This is a genomic window from Caulobacter flavus (assembly GCF_003722335.1).
Lineage (GTDB): Bacteria > Pseudomonadota > Alphaproteobacteria > Caulobacterales > Caulobacteraceae > Caulobacter > Caulobacter flavus.
On record NZ_CP026100.1, the window covers coordinates 2,060,475 to 2,078,356 of the forward strand.

15 protein-coding genes and 1 pseudogene are annotated in these 17,882 nt (G+C 66.7%); 15 read left to right on the plus strand and 1 reads right to left on the minus strand.

Translation table 11 applies throughout. The features are described 5' to 3' along the window. Positions 1-30: 30 nt before the first annotated feature. The 9 genes from C1707_RS09685 to C1707_RS09725 all read left to right on the plus strand — a co-directional run bounded on the left by C1707_RS09685 (position 31) and on the right by C1707_RS09725 (position 9,269). A complete protein-coding gene (locus C1707_RS09685; protein WP_101713870.1) occupies positions 31-1,608 on the plus strand; it encodes a Do family serine endopeptidase in 1,578 nt (525 codons plus the stop codon). Between the two features lie 183 nt (positions 1,609-1,791). After that, positions 1,792-2,463, plus strand: coding sequence for a response regulator transcription factor (locus C1707_RS09690; RefSeq protein ID WP_101713871.1), 672 nt, complete (start codon positions 1,792-1,794; stop codon positions 2,461-2,463). 33 nt (positions 2,464-2,496) lie between these two features. Beyond that, positions 2,497-2,718, plus strand: coding sequence for a hypothetical protein (locus C1707_RS09695; RefSeq protein ID WP_101713872.1), 222 nt, complete (start codon positions 2,497-2,499; stop codon positions 2,716-2,718). A 10-nt stretch (positions 2,719-2,728) separates the two neighbouring features. Next, a complete protein-coding gene (locus C1707_RS09700) occupies positions 2,729-3,028 on the plus strand; it encodes a type II toxin-antitoxin system RelE/ParE family toxin (RefSeq protein ID WP_101713873.1) in 300 nt (99 codons plus the stop codon). A 4-nt stretch (positions 3,029-3,032) separates the two neighbouring features. Then, positions 3,033-4,439, plus strand: a complete 1,407-nt coding sequence (locus tag C1707_RS09705; protein ID WP_101713874.1) for a sensor histidine kinase — start codon at positions 3,033-3,035, stop codon at positions 4,437-4,439. Between the two features lie 453 nt (positions 4,440-4,892). Beyond that, entirely contained in the window at positions 4,893-5,729 is an 837-nt protein-coding gene (locus C1707_RS09710; RefSeq protein ID WP_205686856.1) for an alpha/beta fold hydrolase, read from the plus strand. A gap of 92 nt (positions 5,730-5,821) precedes the next feature. After that, entirely contained in the window at positions 5,822-7,102 is a 1,281-nt protein-coding gene (locus tag C1707_RS09715; protein WP_101713876.1) for a Xaa-Pro dipeptidase, read from the plus strand. 143 nt (positions 7,103-7,245) lie between these two features. Further along, positions 7,246-8,298: a DUF262 domain-containing protein gene (locus C1707_RS09720; protein ID WP_101713877.1), complete on the plus strand. Its 1,053-nt coding sequence runs from the start codon at positions 7,246-7,248 to the stop codon at positions 8,296-8,298. Further along, positions 8,295-9,269, plus strand: a complete 975-nt coding sequence (locus tag C1707_RS09725; protein WP_101713878.1) for a nucleotidyltransferase family protein — start codon at positions 8,295-8,297, stop codon at positions 9,267-9,269. The genes C1707_RS09720 and C1707_RS09725 overlap by 4 nt, the downstream gene beginning before the upstream one ends. Here the strand turns inward: C1707_RS09725 and C1707_RS09730 are convergent. Further along, positions 9,266-10,717, minus strand: a pseudogene (locus tag C1707_RS09730) (Eco57I restriction-modification methylase domain-containing protein); the annotation flags it as partial. The gene C1707_RS09725 and the pseudogene C1707_RS09730 sit on opposite strands and share 4 nt — an antisense overlap. A gap of 654 nt (positions 10,718-11,371) precedes the next feature. Between C1707_RS09730 and C1707_RS09735 the strand changes: the two are divergent. The 6 genes from C1707_RS09735 to radC all read left to right on the plus strand — a co-directional run bounded on the left by C1707_RS09735 (position 11,372) and on the right by radC (position 17,878). Beyond that, positions 11,372-13,870: a S9 family peptidase gene (locus tag C1707_RS09735; protein ID WP_101713880.1), complete on the plus strand. Its 2,499-nt coding sequence runs from the start codon at positions 11,372-11,374 to the stop codon at positions 13,868-13,870. A gap of 13 nt (positions 13,871-13,883) precedes the next feature. After that, on the plus strand, positions 13,884-14,885 hold the full coding sequence (locus C1707_RS09740; RefSeq protein WP_101713881.1) for a methionine ABC transporter ATP-binding protein: 1,002 nt from the start codon (positions 13,884-13,886) through the stop codon (positions 14,883-14,885). Beyond that, positions 14,882-15,544 carry a methionine ABC transporter permease gene (locus tag C1707_RS09745; protein ID WP_101713882.1) on the plus strand — a complete coding sequence of 221 codons (663 nt, stop codon included), beginning with the start codon at positions 14,882-14,884 and terminating at the stop codon, positions 15,542-15,544. Before C1707_RS09740 ends, C1707_RS09745 begins: the two co-directional genes overlap by 4 nt. A 35-nt stretch (positions 15,545-15,579) precedes the next feature. Beyond that, positions 15,580-15,939 (plus strand): hypothetical protein, encoded by a 360-nt coding sequence (locus C1707_RS09750; protein WP_101713883.1) that lies wholly within the window; start codon positions 15,580-15,582, stop codon positions 15,937-15,939. A 275-nt stretch (positions 15,940-16,214) separates the two neighbouring features. Next, the gene (locus tag C1707_RS09760) at positions 16,215-17,018 is read left to right on the plus strand and encodes a MetQ/NlpA family ABC transporter substrate-binding protein (RefSeq protein ID WP_101713884.1); all 804 of its coding nucleotides are present in this window, start codon (positions 16,215-16,217) and stop codon (positions 17,016-17,018) included. Positions 17,019-17,104: 86 nt separating this feature from the next. After that, a complete protein-coding gene (radC, locus tag C1707_RS09765; RefSeq protein WP_101713885.1) occupies positions 17,105-17,878 on the plus strand; it encodes a RadC family protein in 774 nt (257 codons plus the stop codon). Positions 17,879-17,882 lie beyond the last annotated feature (4 nt).

A 17,882-nucleotide genomic window follows, 5' to 3' on the forward strand; every position in this document is an offset into this window, starting at 1 on the left:
CGGAGCGCCGTGGGTGAGGAAAGACGAAAGATGGCTGCTCGGAAGTCAGGATTCATTGTTGGCGCCGTCGCGGGCGCCGGCGTTGCTTGCGCCGCTTTGGCGGGCGTGGGCATGCGCATGGGGCCGGCCGGCGCGGCCGAGCAGGAGCCGTCGCTGGTGCGCGCTTCGGCCACGAGCGCGCCGATGTTCGCCCCGCCGCCGGGAGCGCCCCTGTCCTTCGCCGACATCTTCGAGAAGGTCTCTCCGGCCGTCGTGCAGATCGACGTGACGTCCAAAGCCGACCCGAAGGCCCGCCTGCGCATTCCCGGCCTTGAGGGCCTGCCCTTCGACATCGTGCCGCGCGGCCAGAAGCCGGGCGAAGAGGGCGAGGACGCGCAGGCCGCGCCCAAGCAGCAGTCCTCGGGCTCGGGCTTCTTCATCTCGGCCGACGGCTACATCGTCACCAACAACCACGTGGTGGCCGACGCCGACACCGACGGCATCAATGTCGTCATGAAAGACGGCCGCGAGCTGAAGGCCACCATCGTCGGCCGCGACGAGAGCACCGACCTGGCGGTGATCAAGGTCATCGACCCGCAGGCCAAGGGCGCGGCGTTCCCGTATGTGAATTTCGAGAACCAGGCCCGCCCGCGCGTCGGCGACTGGGTGATCACCATCGGCAACCCGTTCGGCCTGGGCGGCACGGCCACGGCCGGCATCATCTCGGCCTATGGCCGCGACCTGGGCGACAACTCCTCGCAGTTCGTCGACTACATCCAGATCGACGCCCCCATCAACCGCGGCAACTCGGGCGGTCCGTCGTTCGACATCTACGGCCGGGTGATCGGCGTGAACACGGCGATCTTCTCGCCGACCGGCGGCTCGGTGGGCATCGGCTTCGCCATCCCGGCCGACGTGGCCGAGGCCACCGCCAAGCAGCTGATCAACGGCGGCAAGGTGGTGCGCGGCTACATCGGCGCCCAGATCCAGCCGTTCACCAGCGAGATGGCCGAGGCGCAGGGCCTGGCCGGCACCAAGGGCGCCATCGTCGCCGACCTGGTGCCCGGCGGTCCCGCCCAGCGCGGCGGCCTGATGCCCGAGGACGTGGTCACCAGCGTCAACGGCGTGGCGATCAAGAGCGGCTCGGAACTGACCCGCGAAGTGGCCAAGGCCCGTCCGGGCGAGGTCATCAAGCTGGCCGTGCTGCGCGGCGGCAAGCCCCGTACCGTCGAGATCCGCTCGGGCGTGCGCCCGACCGAGAAGGAACTGGCCGACAACGACAACGAGGACGGCGGCGACAAGGCCGCTCCGGCCAAGCCGGCGGCCCCCAAGGCCGAGGCCCTGGGCATGAGCCTGTCGCCCCTGGATGACGCCGCCCGCAAGGCCAACGGCATCGACAGCGCGGTGAAGGGCCTGCTGATCGACAGCGTCAAGGCCTCGTCCGACGCCGGCGAGAAGGGCCTGCGCAAGGGCGACGTGATCACCAGCGTCAACGGCGACACCGTCAGCACCGTGGCCGATGTCACCGCCGCGGTCGAGACGGCCAAGAAGCTGCAGCGCCCGAGCGTCAACCTGCGCATCGTCCGCGCCGGCCGCCCGACCATCGTGCCGCTGAAGATCGCTCCGTAAGCGATCCAAGTCGTTCGAACGATCGATCCCGCTCCCAGCTTTGGGGGCGGGATTTTTCGTATGTGACCAAGGTTTAAGGTACGCTCCCTCGCAAAGCCGGTATCGAGCCGGCTACTATCGCGCCGGTTGGTCGAATCGGGAGAACGTGGATCGTTTCTCCATCGGCGCACGAGGGGTTGGCTGATGCGTATTCTGATTATCGAGGACGATCTCGAGGCCGCCGGCGCCATGACCCATGGCCTGACCGAGGCCGGCTATGCCTGCGTCCACGCGCCGGACGGCGAGGCGGGCCTGACCGAGGCCGGCAAGGGCGGCTTCGACGTTCTGATCGTCGACCGCATGATGCCCAAGAAGAACGGCGTCGAGGTGGTCTCGACCCTGCGCCGCGAGGGCGACCAGACGCCGGTGCTGTTCCTGTCGGCCCTGGGCGAGGTCGGCGATCGCGTCGACGGCCTGAAGGCCGGCGCCGACGACTACCTGGTCAAGCCCTACGCCTTTCCCGAGCTGATCGCCCGCGTCGAGGCCCTGTCGCGCCGCCGCGAGACGGGCGCGGTCGCCACCACCCTGAAGGTGGGCGAGCTCGAGATGAACCTCATCAACCGAACGGTTCATCGCCAGGGCAAGGAGATCGACCTCCAGCCCCGCGAATTCCAGCTGCTGGAGTTCATGATGCGCCACGCCGGCCAGTCGGTGACCCGCACCATGCTGCTGGAGAAGGTGTGGGAATACCACTTCGACCCGCAGACCAACGTCATCGACGTGCACATCTCCCGCCTGCGCTCCAAGATCGACAAGGGCTTCGACCGGGCGATGCTGCAGACCGTGCGCGGGGCCGGCTACCGGCTCGATCCGTAGGCGGCCTGGGCGCGCCGTGCTAGGCTGGGAGCCATGAACAAGCCGGTGAAATCCGTTCAGCAGGAGGCTCCCGTCGGCTCGGAACTATCCGAAGCCGACCTCGACGCCTGGGCCGCCCGCAACCACGAAGCGCTCGAGGCGCTGGTCGCGGAAGCGGACGCCCAGCTGGAGCGCGGCGAGCAGTCGGTTCTCGACATGGACCGGCTGATCGCCGAGGAAACCTCGCGGTTCCTTCTGTCCACGCCCAAGGCTTGACGCCCCGCTCGTGTCGCCGCCGCGCTTAGTCACTACGGCCAAGGCCGAGGCGGATCTTCGGGACATCTTTCGACAGGTCGCCGCCGACAATGGGCTTTCGGCCGCGACCTCGGTGCTGAGGAGACTGGAGAAGGCCTTGCCAAACCTGGCCGCCTTTCCGCACCTTGGCCGAGCTACACGCAGCGGCGCGCGCCTTCACAGCGTCAAGCCGTGGATCATCGTCTATCGCCCGATCACGGGCGGCGTCGAGGTGCTGCGGGTCCTGGATGGCCGGCGCGACCTTGGCGTTCTGATCGGCAAGAAGACCTGAAGCCATGCGCCTGCCGCGCCTCGTTCGATCGACGCCTTTCCGGCTGACCCTGCTGTTCCTGGCCCTGTTCGCGGCCGCGGCGACGGCCTTCCTGGGCTATATCTACATCGCCACCGCCGGCGAGGTGGACCGGCGCGCCGACGCCGAGATCACCCGCGAGATGGAGAGCCTGGAGGCCGCCTATCGGCAGGGCGGGGTCAACGCCCTGAACCAGACCCTGGTCGAGCGGGCCATCGGCGAGCGGCCGTTCCTCTATTACTTCGCCGACAAGACCGGCAAGCGGATCACCGGCTCGATCGAGGAGTCGCCGATCGACGACTTCACCGGCGCGGGTCCGACCTGGCGCAGCTTCACCCTGACCGAGACCGACCTGGACGGCGCGGCCGTACGGCGCTCGGCCCGCGGCGTGCAGGAGCGCCTGGCCGGCGGCGAGATCCTGTTCGTCGGCGCCGACGTCGCCGAGTCCCAGGGCTATGTGATGAAGATCGTCCGGGCGCTGTGGGGCGCGGGCGCGCTGGTGATCATCCTGGGTCTGGCCGGCGGGGTGCTGATCAGCCGCAACGTCAGCCGCAGCATGCAGGGCCTGGTGGACGTCGTGAACGCCGTGCGGGGCGGCGACCTGCACGCCCGCGCCAAGATCCGCGGGGCCCGCGACGAGTACGACGAACTGGCCGAGGGCCTGAACGACATGCTCGACCGCATCGAGCGGCTGATGGGCGGCCTGCGCCACGCCGGCGACGCCATCGCCCACGACCTGCGCAGCCCCCTGACCCGCCTGCGCGCCCGCATGGAAGTGGCCCTGATCGACGCCGAGAACGGCAAGGGCGACCCGGTGGCGGCGCTGGAGACGGCGCTGATGGACGCCGACGGCGTGCTCAAGACCTTCAACGCCGTGCTGGCCATCGCTCGCCTGCAGGCGGCCGGCCAGGCCCCCGACCAGAAGCCGTTCGAGGCCAGCGACCTGGCCACCGACATGGCCGAGCTCTACGAATTCTCGTGCGAGGACAAGGGCCTCGACTTCAAGGCCGAGATCACGCCGGCGCTCAGCCTGCGCGGCAATCGCGAGTTCATCGCCCAGGCCCTGGCCAACCTGCTGGACAACGCCATCAAGTACACCCCCGAGGGCGGCGCGATCATGCTGCGCCTGCGTCGACGCTCGTCGGGCGAGCTGGAGTTCTCGGTCACCGACACCGGCCCCGGCGTGCCCGAGGCCGACCGCGCCCGCGTGGTCCAGCGTTTCGTGCGCCTGGAGAACAGCCGCAGCGAGCCGGGCGCGGGGCTTGGCCTGTCGCTGGTGCAGGCGGTGGCCGCCTCGCACGGCGGCCGGCTGGAGCTGGCCGAGGGGCCGGGCGAGTACAACGGCATGGGTCCAGGCCTGCGCGTTGCCCTGGTGCTGCCCCGCGCCGAGTAGGCTGGCCGACAATCTTCCCGTCATTCCCGCCCTTGTGGCGGGAAATCCTGGTTCCGTTCGCACGTGAAGCGCCAGCGGCGTGCTGGGCACGCCGTCCCATACGCCCCTTCGGCTGACAGAGGGGGTCCCGCCATGAGGGCGGGAATGACAGGCGTTGGAGGGGGAGAGGTCCAAGCTCCCTCAGGTTCACACCGAAGCGCGTTCGTCCCAGCCGCAGCGCGATACGTTCAAGCCCGCTCCCGTGCTCTGAGCCACTTTGCCCCTCGTTCGGGGCCGCAACAAAACACGCCCCCGATTGTTCGATGCAGAGGGCGACCGATGACCACCCACTCCTCCGACGACGGCGCCTCGCGCCGGGACGTCCTCGCCGTCGGCCTCGGCCTGGCGGCCTTCGCGGTCGCGCCGACCTTCGCCGCGGCCTCGCCCGCGAGCCCTACCCCAGGAGCCAAGACCATGAGCAGCGGTTACGTCACGACCAAGGACGGCGTGCAGATCTACTACAAGGACTGGGGTCCCAAGACCGCCCAGCCGATCGTGTTCCACCACGGCTGGCCGCTGACGGCCGACGACTGGGACAACCAGATGATGTTCTTCTACGCCCAGGGCTTCCGGGTGATCGCCCATGATCGCCGGGGCCATGGCCGCTCGACCCAGACCGACACCGGCAACGAGATGGACACCTACGCCGCCGACGTCGCGGCCCTGACCGACCACCTCGACCTGAAGAACGCCATCCACGTGGGCCACTCGACCGGCGGCGGCGAGGTGATCCACTACGTCGCCCGCGCCAAGCCGGGCCGCGTGGCCAAGGCCGTGCTGATCGGCGCGGTGCCGCCGATCATGGTCAAGAGCGACAAGAACCCGGGCGGCCTGCCGATCGAGGTGTTCGACGGCTTCCGCGCCGCCACCGCCGGCAACCGCGCGCAGTTCTTCTACGACGTGCCGGCCGGTCCGTTCTACGGCTACAACCGTCCGGGCGCGAAGGTCGACCAGGGCGTGATCTGGAACTGGTGGCGCCAGGGCATGACCGGCAGCGTCAAGGCCCACTACGACTGCATCAAGGCCTTCTCCGAGACCGACTTCACCGACGACCTCAAGAAGGTCGACGTGCCGGTTCTGGTGATGCACGGCGACGACGACCAGATCGTGCCGATCGCCGACTCCGCGCTGCTGTCGGCCAAGCTGGTCAAGAAGGGCGAGCTGAAGGTCTACAAGGGCCTGCCGCACGGTATGTGCACGACCCATCCGGAGATCGTGAACCCCGACCTGCTGGCCTTCTTCAAGGCCTGACGAAAAAGGGGCGGCCGCCATGCGCGGCCGCCCTTTCCACTTTCACGGTCACGCTCTAGCGTCCTCGCGTTCAGATCAGCGAGGCCGACAGCATGCGTGGACCGACGATTTCGACCCTGGCGGTCGCCCTGACGCTGGCCGTCCCGACGCTCGCGGGGGCCGCCGAGACGAAGGTCGTCACCGCCGCCCGGCTGCTCGACGTGGCCAGCGGCCGCTATGTCGACAAGCCCGTGGTGCTGGTCGTCGCCGGCCGGATCACCGCCGTCGGCAAGGCCGGCGACTTCGCCATCCCCGCCGACGCCGAGGCCGTCGACCTGCCCGGCGCGACCCTGCTGCCCGGCCTGATCGACATGCACGTGCACCTCGACGCCTCGCCGGTCTATGGCGGCTACAACGCCCTGCAGTTCAGCGACGCCTTCTGGAGCGTGACCCAGACCGCCAACGCCAAGGCCACGCTGGAGGCCGGCTTCACCACCGTGCGCAACGTCGGCGCGGATCGCTTCAACGACGTGGGCCTGCGCGAGGCCGTCGACGAGGGCGTCGTGCCCGGCCCGCGCATCGTGACCGCCACCTACGCCATCGGGGCCACCGGCGGCCACTGCGACAGCACCTTCTTCCCGCCGTCGATGGACCAGAAGGCCCCCTACAACATCGACAGCCCCGACCAGGCCCGCAAGGCGGTGCGCACGCTCAAGAAGTACGGCGCCCAGGTGATCAAGATCTGCGCCACCGGCGGGGTGTTCTCGCGCGGCGACGAGCCGGGCCAGCAGCAACTGACCTACGACGAGATGAAGGCCGTGGCCGACGAGGCCCACATGGCCGGCCTCAAGGTCGCCGCCCACGCCCACGGCGGGGCGGGCATCAAGGAGGCCATCCGCGCCGGCATCGACACCATCGAGCACGCCAGCCTCGTCGACGACGAGGGCATCAGGCTGGCCGCCCAGAAGGGGACCTGGTTCTCGATGGACATCTACAACACCGACTACACCCAGTCCGAAGGGCGCAAGAACGGCGTGCTGGAGGACAACCTGCGCAAGGACCGCGACATCGCCGAGATCCAGCGCGAGAACTTCCGCAAGGCCCTGAAGGGCGGCGTGAAGATGGTCTACGGCACCGACGCCGGGGTCTATCCGCACGGCGACAACGCCCGCCAGTTCGCCGTCATGGTCCGCTATGGCGCCACGCCCCTGCAGGCCATCCAGGCCGCCACCCTCAACGCCGCCCAGGCCCTGGGCCGAGACAAGGACCTGGGCCAGGTCACCGCCGGGCGCTACGCCGACCTGATCGCGGTCTCGGGCGACCCGCTGGCGGATGTCACCGTGCTTGAGAAGCCGGTGTTCGTGATGAAGGGCGGGGCGGTGGTGAGACGGTAGGGGGCTTGGGGCCGTCTCGGCTCGACGCAGCAGTTGATGGTCCGCTTTCGGGAGTCGCTTTGATCTAGGCCGTCTATGCATCCTCCCGTTGCAATGCCCGAACAGGCGGGTCATACGCTAGGTACAGAGACGGGGAGGCAACTATGGACCGCAGGCCGACGACACAGGATATTTCTTGGTTGCTCGATCTCGACAAAAACGGTCAGCTTGATCTGGACCCGCCTTACCAGCGACGAAGCGTCTGGACAGCGAAGGATCGCCGGTTCTTCCTAGACACGATTTTCAGAAACTTCCCGTCTCCAGCTATTTTCCTGCATAAGGTCATTTCTGAGACCGGTGCGGTCAAATACTACGTTGTAGATGGGAAGCAGCGTCTAGAAACAATTCTTCGCTTCTCGAAAGGAAAGCTGCGTATCGCCCAAGATTACGGTGATGTTCGACTTAATCACAAGCGATTTTCGGACCTCGCTGACGATTTCGAGATGAAATCTCGGTTCTGGAATTATCAACTGCCAGTTGAAATGATTGATTTCCAAGACGCTAAGCTGGTCAAGGACGTATTCGACCGCCTGAACCGCAATTCGCGCAAGCTGACCGGTCAAGAACTTCGTCATGCCAAATTTGACGGCTGGCTGATCACCAAGGCGGAGGCCGAGGCGGAGCTCGAGGTGTGGCGTTCGCTTGGTGTCGCCACCCGAGCACGGGCCACTCGGATGACAGACGTCCAATTCATCTCTGAGCTTATCGCAGTGGTACTTGAGGGCGGGCCCAATGGGTTTAGTCAGGACGATCTAGACGATCTCTATGCTGCCTATGATGATCTTGATGAGTTGCCAGACTTCGATGTCCAAGCCTTTGAAGATCGGATGGAGGCCGGCAAATCAGCCTTGGTGGCGATGGAGGGGTACAACAAATCCGTCACTGAGATCGCTCGCACCTTCACCCACATTTACTCGCTCTGGGGCGTGCTAGCGACCGCAGACCTCCTACCCGAGGCCACTGTACTCGCTAATCGGTACCAGGCCTTCATGGCCAAGGTCGAGGAGCTTGCGGACCGCGGGCCGGGCTTACCTCTGCCTGGTGGCGATTACGTGCATGCGGATGAGTATCGAGAAGCGTCCCGAGGTGCCAGCACCGAACCAGCCCAGCGCTTGGCCCGGCACGCGATCCTCAGCGCAGAACTTCTCGCTCCGTGAAAGTTCAAGCCTCCATCCGGGCGCTCTACGATCAGCAAAGGCCGGTTGCTGAGGTGTTGCGCGCGCAAGTTGATCGAACTCTGGAAGCCTCCAAGCCCAGGCGGTGGCATTTCGAAAGCCGGATAAAGGAAATTAAAAGTTTCACGATTAAGGTCGAGACAGGCCGGGTCAAAAGCCCGGAGGCGTTAGAGGATTTTCTTGCTTGCACGATCGTTGTGCCAAACAGTGCTTCTATCGATGATGCGATCCGCTGGATCGAGCAGCATTTCGAGATTCGGTATCGCCGACCGCCAGTCGCCTCGAAGACGAGCAAGAATGCCGACAGCTTCCCGTTTGATGATCTGCGCCTCTATTGCGCCCGCGGCAATGATGGATCTAGGCCGCCCGAGCCGATCGACAACGTTATATTCGAGGTTCAGGTAAAGACCTTCCTGCAGCATGCTTGGGGGATAGCCACGCACGACCTTAGTTACAAAACTGAAGATGTTAGATGGGGCAAAGACCGGATCGTGTCCCACCTCAAGGCTGCCATAGAGTTCGCGGAGCTCTCGCTCCAGCAGGCTGAGGCGTTGTCCCACAGTCCCAGCCTACAGCTTGAGCATAAACCTACCACGACAACCGCCGCCATCATCGACATCTGTAGGGCAATGTGGCGATCAGATGAGTTGCCGGAAAACCTGCGCGGGCTGGCCGAGACTGTTCGTGGCATTCTCAAGGACGCGGAACTAACGGTCGAGGACCTCCGCGCCTGTCTGGAAGCAGCAAAAGCAGGGTCCGGATCGCTGCCTACTAATCTGTCGCCCTACGGAGTTATCCTACAGGCCCTGATTCGCAGCCACGAAACACAAATAGACGCTATGCTGCGCAACGGGCGCACGAGGGCGCAAATCCTCGTGACGCCGGAGGTGGATCTCCCTGCGACATTCCTGCCCTCAGCGTATGCGAACAGGGTGGTGATCGTCTCAGCTTAAGATAGTGCCTCGCGATAGGCTAGCCGCAACGCGGTGTCTTCATCTTTTCCGGCGTCCAAGTGGCGGAGCAAGAGCTTGGCTGGCGGCAGGCCCATCCGCTGGAGCACCTTGGTGCTGACGCTTACCGTGCCGGACAGGCGTCTGTACTGAGCATCCAAAACCGAGCTGTTGAGAAGTTGCAGGACAGTCTGGATAGGCACCAGCTGTGAAGTGTCCATCCTCGGTAGAACCACGATAGTGTGGTTCTCCGTCACGAATCCACCAAACCGGTTCGCTGCTTCTGCATCCACCAGACCCGCGACTATTCGTCTCTTTTGCGATCGATTAGTAGTCCGCTGCAGCACAATAGCCGGCCCCCTAATGAGGGCGCTGCTTCCTGCTGGCAATGTGACGCATGAGATTTGGCCCTTGCTTGCCGTAGTCCCGCCTTTTCGGGTCTGGAGCTCGATCCGAGCATTTGGCTGAATATTGTTGGCCCAGATGAGTGGCACCTCGCCGGCGAGTGGAGTTGATCGCTCCGTCAGTCTCGCTCGCGAACGGTTCCAGACGAAGTAGCCTGATCGCGCCTGATAGCCCCATTCCCACAGATCGCTCAGGCGATCATCGAACAGGGGCAGCTCTGCCTCATCGCTTGCGGTAGGTAGGCCCCAAGCCCGCCGCCCAGAAACTGGGAGATCCGCGCACCCGAGCGGGCGGCTCTTTCCGGCGGTCACAACCATCGTCGTGGGGGGCTGCCAATCTACTATAGCGCCCACTCCGCGTTTTCTCATAATCAGGACGCAAGTGTCCTGTACAACATCGAGGAAAACCTCTGATCGCTTTTCTACGATGTTGATCTCAAGTACTTCTGAAGTTGCGAGGATATATTCCCGCAGCCCGGCGAAATACGGACCGGACATAAAGCTGGTAGGTACGATCACAGCCACTAATCCACCGGCCCGAGCTTGTTCAAGCGCGGCGGCAATGAATAGAGCGTAGGTGTTTACGTGACCGTCGGTAATTACAGACTGCCAGCGTGCGATCGTGGCCCTGGATGCCCGGAAGACTCTGCCGTACGGCGGATTGCTTATCACTGCGCCGAACTGTTCAGACCCTGAAATCTTAAGTCCGTTAGCTCGGTTCACAACACGCAGACTGTCTTGGTCAGCGGCTCGCAGCTCCGCGTCAAAGACGTCGGCGAGTAGCATCTCGGACAGCCGCGCTAGGCCCGGCTCAATCTCGACCCCTGCCAACAACTCGCGAGCACGTTCCACGACGGCCTCGCCTGAAAGACCCTGCCTTTTCAGTTGGTCAAGGAGTCGCCGAGCGGCGGGAACTAGGAAGGCGGCCCCGCCAGAAGCGGGATCAAGGAGCCGGTGCTGACTCACGTCGTAGCCATAGCGCTCAAGCCGCTCGAACACATGGTCGCATAGGTGAGGGGGGTGAAGAAGGCGGCCAACTGCTGACGCCTCCTGGTGGGCATCATACGCATATAGAGGGCGCTGATGCGGTAATGCCGCTCATCCAAGGGTAGAGTTGTAAACTCTGGACCCCAACCTGTTTCCGCGAGGGCTGACGGGTCGTTCGCCAGCAGCCGACGACAAAGATCGAGCCGCGCCTCCGACGATAAATGCCCCCGCGCCTCAATCAGTCGGATAGCGGAGCGTATTAGAGAGTGGGGCAAAGAGCTGGGAGGGGCTTTTGTTTGAGCGACCGGTATTTCTCCTCCGCCATTCTGGTCGAATAACTCGGTCGAGGGAGATGACTGTAGCCTTGGTCGGTTCGGCTGCGGTGCTGCGATCAACTCCTGCCTCACCTCATGCATTTCGGGTTACACGACCCAGGATGACTCCTACCAGTTTGGCGCCTCGGTCAGCAATGGACTACCGACTTGAGCGGTCACACCGCCTTCTTCGCTTGTATCCTATGTCTCCAGTTCGGCAGGATGCCAACGTCCGCTTTTAGCACTTAGCGGCTTTTCGGCAGGGACGCAGGACGTTTGGCTTCGGCTTCTCATCCTTGTCAAACCAACCACCGATATCCCGCCCCGAGCCCGATTTCCCGTTCACCTGAGCCGTAAGCGCGCCTATTGCTGCCCCTCCTACGCGTTTCTCGGGGGCATCATGTTCGACATCCAATTCCGTCGCCGCGCCGCGGCCCTGGCTTCGACCGCCGTGCTGGCGGCGCTGACCGGCGGGGCCGTCGCCTCCGTCGCCGTCGCTGGCGAGGCCTATCGCACGCCGCCGGCGCCGATCGCCCAGATCCTCGACGCCGCGCCGACGCCGGCCGTCACGCTGAGCCCCGAGCGCAAGACCCTGGCCCTGCTGGGCCGCGAGAACCTGCCGCCGATCCGGGCGGTGGCCGATCCGATCCTGCGCCTGGGCGGCTATCGCATCAATCCGCGCACCAACGGCCCGATCGAGGCCCGCACCACCTGGTCCAACAGCCTGGCCTTCGAGGACGTCAAGACCGGCGCCGTGCGCGAGGTGGCCCTGCCGCAGGGCGCGCGCTTCATCCTGCCGCGCTGGTCGAGCGACGGCCAGCAGCTGGCCCTGGTGATGGAGGCCCCGACCGGGCTGGAGCTGTGGGTCGCCGACCTGAAGACCGCCAAGGTCCGCAAGCTGACCGGCCCGGTGCTGAACGCCGCCTTCGGCGCGGCCTATGACTGGCTGCCCGGCGACGCGGGCCTGATTATCCGCCAGGTCCCGGAGGGCCGTGGCGCGGCGCCGGCGCAGCCGGCCGCGCCCGAGGGCCCGATCGTCCAGCAGTCGGCCGGCCGCACCGCCGCCATCCGCACCTACCAGGACCTGCTGGGCGACGCCCACGACGAGGCGCTGTTCGATCACTACTTCACCAGCCAGCTGGCCCGGGTGTCGCTGGCCGACGGCGCGATCACCCCGGTCGGCGCGCCGGGCGTGATCAGCGGCTTCTCGGTCTCGCCCGACGGCCGCTTCCTGCTGACGACGCGCCTCAAGCGCCCCTACAGCTACCTGGTGCCGGCCGCCCGCTTCCCCACCGAGATCCAGGTGGTCGACGCGACCGACGGCAAGCTGGTCAAGACCCTGGTCGACCGCCCGCTGGCCGACAACCTGTCGTCGGCCTTCGACGCGGTGGTGGCAGGGCCCCGCAGCCCGCAGTGGCGCGACGACGCGCCCGCCACCCTGGTCTGGGTCGAGGCCCAGGACGGCGGCGACCCGAAGAAGAAGGTCGAGATCCACGACCGCGTGCTGATGCAGGCCGCGCCGTTCGAGGCCGCGCCGGTCACCCTGGTCGATCTCGACCTGCGCTATGGCGGCATCGAGTGGGGGCGCGACGACTTCGCCCTGGTCCACAGCCGCTGGTTCGACAACCGCAAGGAAAAGCGCCTGGCCGTCGATCCGTCCAAGCCCGGCGCCGGCCGCGTGCTGATCGAGCGCAACTACCAGGACCGCTACAACGATCCGGGCTCGGCCATGAGCCGCCGCAACGCGCTCGGCGAGGAGGTCCTGCACTTCACGCCGGACGGCAAGGGCCTGTTCGTCTCCGGAGAAGGCGCGACGGCCAAGGGCGAGTTCCCGTTCGTGGGCGTGATGAACCTGGCCGATGGCAAGACCACCCGCCTGTGGCAGGCCAAGGCCCCGTACTACGAGGCCCCGGTCACCTTCGCCGACGAAGCCGGCAAGACCCTGATCACCCGCCGCGAGAGCAAGGACGAGGTTCCGAACTACTTCGTGAAGCCGCTGAAGGGCGGTAACGGCCGGGCCCTGACCAAGTTCGTCGACCGCGCCCCGCAGTTCGCCGGCGTCACCAAGCAGACCATCACCTACAACCGCGCCGACGGCGTGAAGCTGTCGGGCGACCTCTATCTGCCGGCCGGCTACGACAAGGCCAAGGACGGCCCGCTGCCGATGCTGATGTGGGCCTATCCCGAGGAGTTCACCGACGCCTCGGTGGCCGGCCAGACGGTGGACGCGGGCAACCGCTTCACCCGTCCGGGCGGCGCCAGCCACCTGTTCCTGCTGACCCAGGGCTATGCGGTGCTGGACGGTCCGGGCATGCCGATCATCGGCAAGGACGGGGCCGAGCCCAACGACACCTATGTTGAACAGCTCGTAGCCGACGCCAAGGCCGCGGTCGACGCGGTCGTGGCCCTGGGCGTGGCCGACCGCGACCGTATCGCCGTGGGCGGCCACAGCTATGGCGCGTTCATGACCGCCAACCTGCTGGCCCACTCCGACCTCTTCCGGGCCGGCATCGCGCGGTCGGGCGCCTACAACCGCACCCTGACGCCGTTCGGCTTCCAGTCCGAGCAGCGCACCTACTGGCAGGCCACCGACACCTATACGAAGATGAGCCCCTTCACCTATGTGAAGCAGGTCAACGAGCCGATCCTGCTGATCCACGGCGAGGCGGACGACAACTCCGGCACCTTCCCGATCCAGAGCGAGCGCTTCTACGCCGCGCTGAAGGGGGCGGGGGCCACCGTGCGCTACACCGTGCTGCCCTACGAGGCCCACGGCTATCGCGCCCGGGAGTCGGTGATGCACACCCTGTGGGAGATGACCGACTGGATGGACCGCTACGTCAAGAACGCCCCGCCGCGCGCGGCCGCCCCGGCCGCCGTCGCGCCGGCCGCGAAGTAAGGACCAGCCGCCGGTGATCCGTTTCGAAGCCGTCTCCAAGACCTACGCCGCCGGGAAGGGCTCCAGCGGCCACGCGGCCCTGCGCGAGGCCTCGCTCGAGGTCGCGCAGGGGGAGGTGTTCGGGGTCATCGGCGCCTCGGGGGCCGGCAAGTCGACCCTGATCCGCCTGATCAACGGCCTGGAGCTGCCCACCGGCGGCAAGGTGATCGTCGACGGCGACGACGTGGCGGCGCTGGACGTCGCGGGCCTTCGGGCCCTGCGCCGCCGCGTCGGCATGATCTTTCAGCACTTCAACCTGCTGTCGTCCAAGACGGTCGAGCAGAACGTCGCCTTCCCGCTGAAGCTGGCGGGGCGCGCGCCCGCCGAGATCAAGGCGCGGACGGCCGAACTGCTGGCGCGGGTGGGCCTTTCCGAGCACGCCGCCAAGTATCCGGCCCAGCTGTCGGGCGGCCAGAAGCAGCGCGTCGGCATCGCCCGGGCGCTGGCCACGGCGCCCAAGATCCTGCTGTGCGACGAGGCCACCAGCGCGCTGGATCCGGAAACGACCGAGCAGATCCTGGCCCTGATCTCCGATCTCAACCGGGAACTGGGCCTGACCATCGTGCTGATCACCCACGAGATGGACGTGGTGCGCCGCGTCTGCGACCGGGTGGCGGTGCTGGAGGGCGGCCGCGTGGTCGAGCAGGGGCCGGTGGAGGCGGTGTTCCTGCACCCGGCCAGCGACACGGCCCGGCGCTTCGTCGGCGAGGCCGAGGATATGTCCGAGACCGCCCTGCCGGCCGGGGTGCTGGTGCGGCTGACCTTCAAGGGCGAGGCCACCTACAAGCCGGTGCTGGGGGCGGTGGCCCGCGAGACCGGCGTCGACTACTCGATCCTCGGCGGCCGCATCCACAAGCTGCGGGACGCGCCGTACGGCCAGCTGACCCTGGCCCTGACCGGCGGCGACGTCGAGGCCGCCATCGCCCGCTTCGAGGCCGCCGACGTGCGGGTTGATCGACTGGAGAAGGCCCGATGAGCCTGTTTTCCAACATCGACTGGGCCGATATCGGTCTGGCTACGCTCGACACCCTGACCATGCTCGGCGGCTCGATGGTGCTGACCGTGGTGCTGGGCCTGCCGCTGGGCGTGATCCTGTTCCTGACCGGCAAGGGCCAGATGCTGGAGAACAAGCCCGCCCATACGGCGCTGGGCCTGCTGGTCAACATCCTGCGCTCGGTGCCGTTCGTGATCCTGCTGATCGTGATGATCCCGCTGACGGTGCTGCTGGTCGGCACCTCTCTGGGCGTGGCCGGGGCCATCCCGCCGCTGGTGGTGGGCGCCGCGCCGTTCTACGCGCGCCTGGTCGAGACCGCCCTGCGCGAAGTCGACAAGGGCGTGGTCGAGGCCAGCTTCGCCCTGGGCGCCACGCGCCGCCAGGTGGTGCTGGGCGCGCTGCTGCCCGAAGCCATGCCGGGGATCATCGCCGGCGCCACCGTGACCGCCATCGCGCTCGTCTCCTATACGGCCATGGCCGGGGTGGTCGGGGCCGGGGGCCTCGGCGACCTGGCCATCCGCTTCGGCTACCAGCGCTTCCAGACCGACGTCATGGTGGTGACCGTGGTGCTGCTGCTGGTCCTGGTGCAGGTGCTGCAGATGGTCGGCGACACGGTGGTGCGGAAGGTCTCGCACCGGTGATTGCGGGCGCGAGGGCAGGGGCCTAAGAACCCCTCATGATCGACGAAATCCTCTCCGCCCCGCCGCCCGAGCACTGGGACCAGGCGCTGGCCGACACCTTGCCCGGCCGCATCATCCTGGTGGGCCTGACCTTCCTCGACGCCGACGGCGAGATCGAGGACGTCGAGCAGTTCCACGGCGTCATCCTCTCGGCCGACCCGGAAGAGGGCATTCTCGTGGACCTGCTGACGCAGGAAGAGGACGGCGACACCTACCTGCTGCCGCCCCAGACCTCGAACATCCGGCAGGCCCAGCCGGGGACCTACACCCTGGCCAACGGCGAGGTGCTGGAGAACCCCGACTTCGTGTCGAACTGGACCATCCAGGGCCCCGAAGACCCGGCCAACGACGACTGAGGGCTGTCTCTCCCTCTCTAAACTCCCGTCATTCCCGCCCTTGTGGCGGGAACCTCTGGTTCCGCCCGCACGTGAAGCGCAAGCGGATCGCCGGCGATCCGCCCCAACCGCACTTGCGGCTGACAGAGGGGTTCCCGCCACAAGGGCGGGAATGACGGGAGGCAGGGAGAGGTGGCCAGCCGCGGCTCTCTACCCCTCCCCAGGAAAACTGATTCCGCGCCCCCGGCGTTTTCGCGCAATACCCTCCCGGAATTATCGACTTATCGGAGCCGTTCATGGTCGCCCGCCGCGCCGCCCTCGTCAGCCTCGCCGCCTTCGCCCTGCTGGCCGCCTGCAGCCGCCAGCCCGCGCCCTCGGCGGCCGACACCCTGGTGGTCGGCGCCACCGCCGTGCCGCATGCCGAGGTCCTGGAGTTCATCAAGCCGAAGCTGGCGGCCGAGGGCCTGAAGCTCGACGTCAAGGTGTTCAACGACTACGTCCAGCCCAACGTGCAGCTGGCCGAGAAGCATCTGGACGCCAACTACTTCCAGACCGGTCCCTATCTCGACACCGTCAACGCCGACCGCGGCTGGGGCCTGGTCAAGGTCGCCGGCGTGCACATCGAGCCGTTGGGCGCCTATTCCTCGAAGATCAAGGCCATCGCCGACCTGCCGGCCGGCGCTGTGGTGGCCATCCCCAACGAGCCCAGCAACGGCGGCCGCGCCCTGCTGCTGCTCAACAAGAACGGCCTGATCACCCTGAAGGACCCGTCCAACCCGGTCTCGACCCTCAAGGACATCACCGCCAACCCGAAGGGCCTGAAGTTCAAGGAGCTGGAGTCGGCGACCCTGCCGCGCGTGCTGAACCAGGTCGACCTGGCGGTGATCAACACCAACTACGCCCTGGACGCCAAGCTCGACCCGGCCAAGGACGCCCTGCTGATCGAGGACAAGACCAGCCCCTATGTGAACTTCCTGGTCACCCGTCCGGACAACGCCGCCGACCCGCGCGTGGCCAAGCTGGCCAAGGCCCTGGCCTCGCCCGAGGTGAAGGCGTTCATGGCGGAGAAGTACAAGGGCGCGGTGGTTCCGGCGTTCTGATCGCACGCCCTGGCGTCGAGGGCGCGTCGCCGTCCTCGACAACTCCAGATTGTTAAGCTCTAATCGCGCTCACGCAGAGGGGCGCGATGGTCAGCGGCAAGTCCTTGAAGGTGTCGGAGGCCGCGCCGCGCGCGCTCCAGGCGGACAAGACCGCCCCCGCCGCCAAGGCGGGCAAGGCCGCGCTGGTCGCCGCCCACCATACGGGTCATCGCGATCGCCTGCGCGAGCGGGCCCGGGCCGGAGGGCTGGCGGCCCTTCCCGACTACGAACTGCTCGAGCTCTATCTCTTCCGCAGCCTGCCGCGCGGCGACGTCAAGCCGCTGGCCAAGGCGCTGCTGGCGCGGTTCGGCTCGTTCGCCGGGGTGCTGGGCGCCACCGTCGAGGAGCTGAAGACAGTCTCCGGGGTCGGCGAGACGGCGGCGGTCGACCTGAAGATCCTGCACGAGGCCACTCTGCGGGCCGGGCGCGAGGGCATCACCAAGCGGCCGGTGATCTCGTCGTGGACGGCGCTGCTGGGCTATGTCCGCGTCGCCCTGGCCAACGAGTCCCGCGAGCAGTTCCGGGTGCTGTTCCTCGACAAGAAGAACCAGCTGATCGCCGACGAGGTGATGAACCACGGCACGGTCGACCATGCGCCGGTCTATCCGCGCGAGGTGATGCGCCGGGCGCTGGAGCTTTCCAGCTCCAACCTGATCCTGCTCCACAACCACCCCAGCGGCGATCCCACCCCCTCGCGTCCCGACATCGAGATGACCAAGCAGATCGTCACCGCCGGCAAGGCGCTGAGCATCGCCGTCCACGACCACCTGGTGGTGGGTCGCGACGGGGTGGCCAGCTTCAAGGCGCTGGGGCTGATTTGAGGGC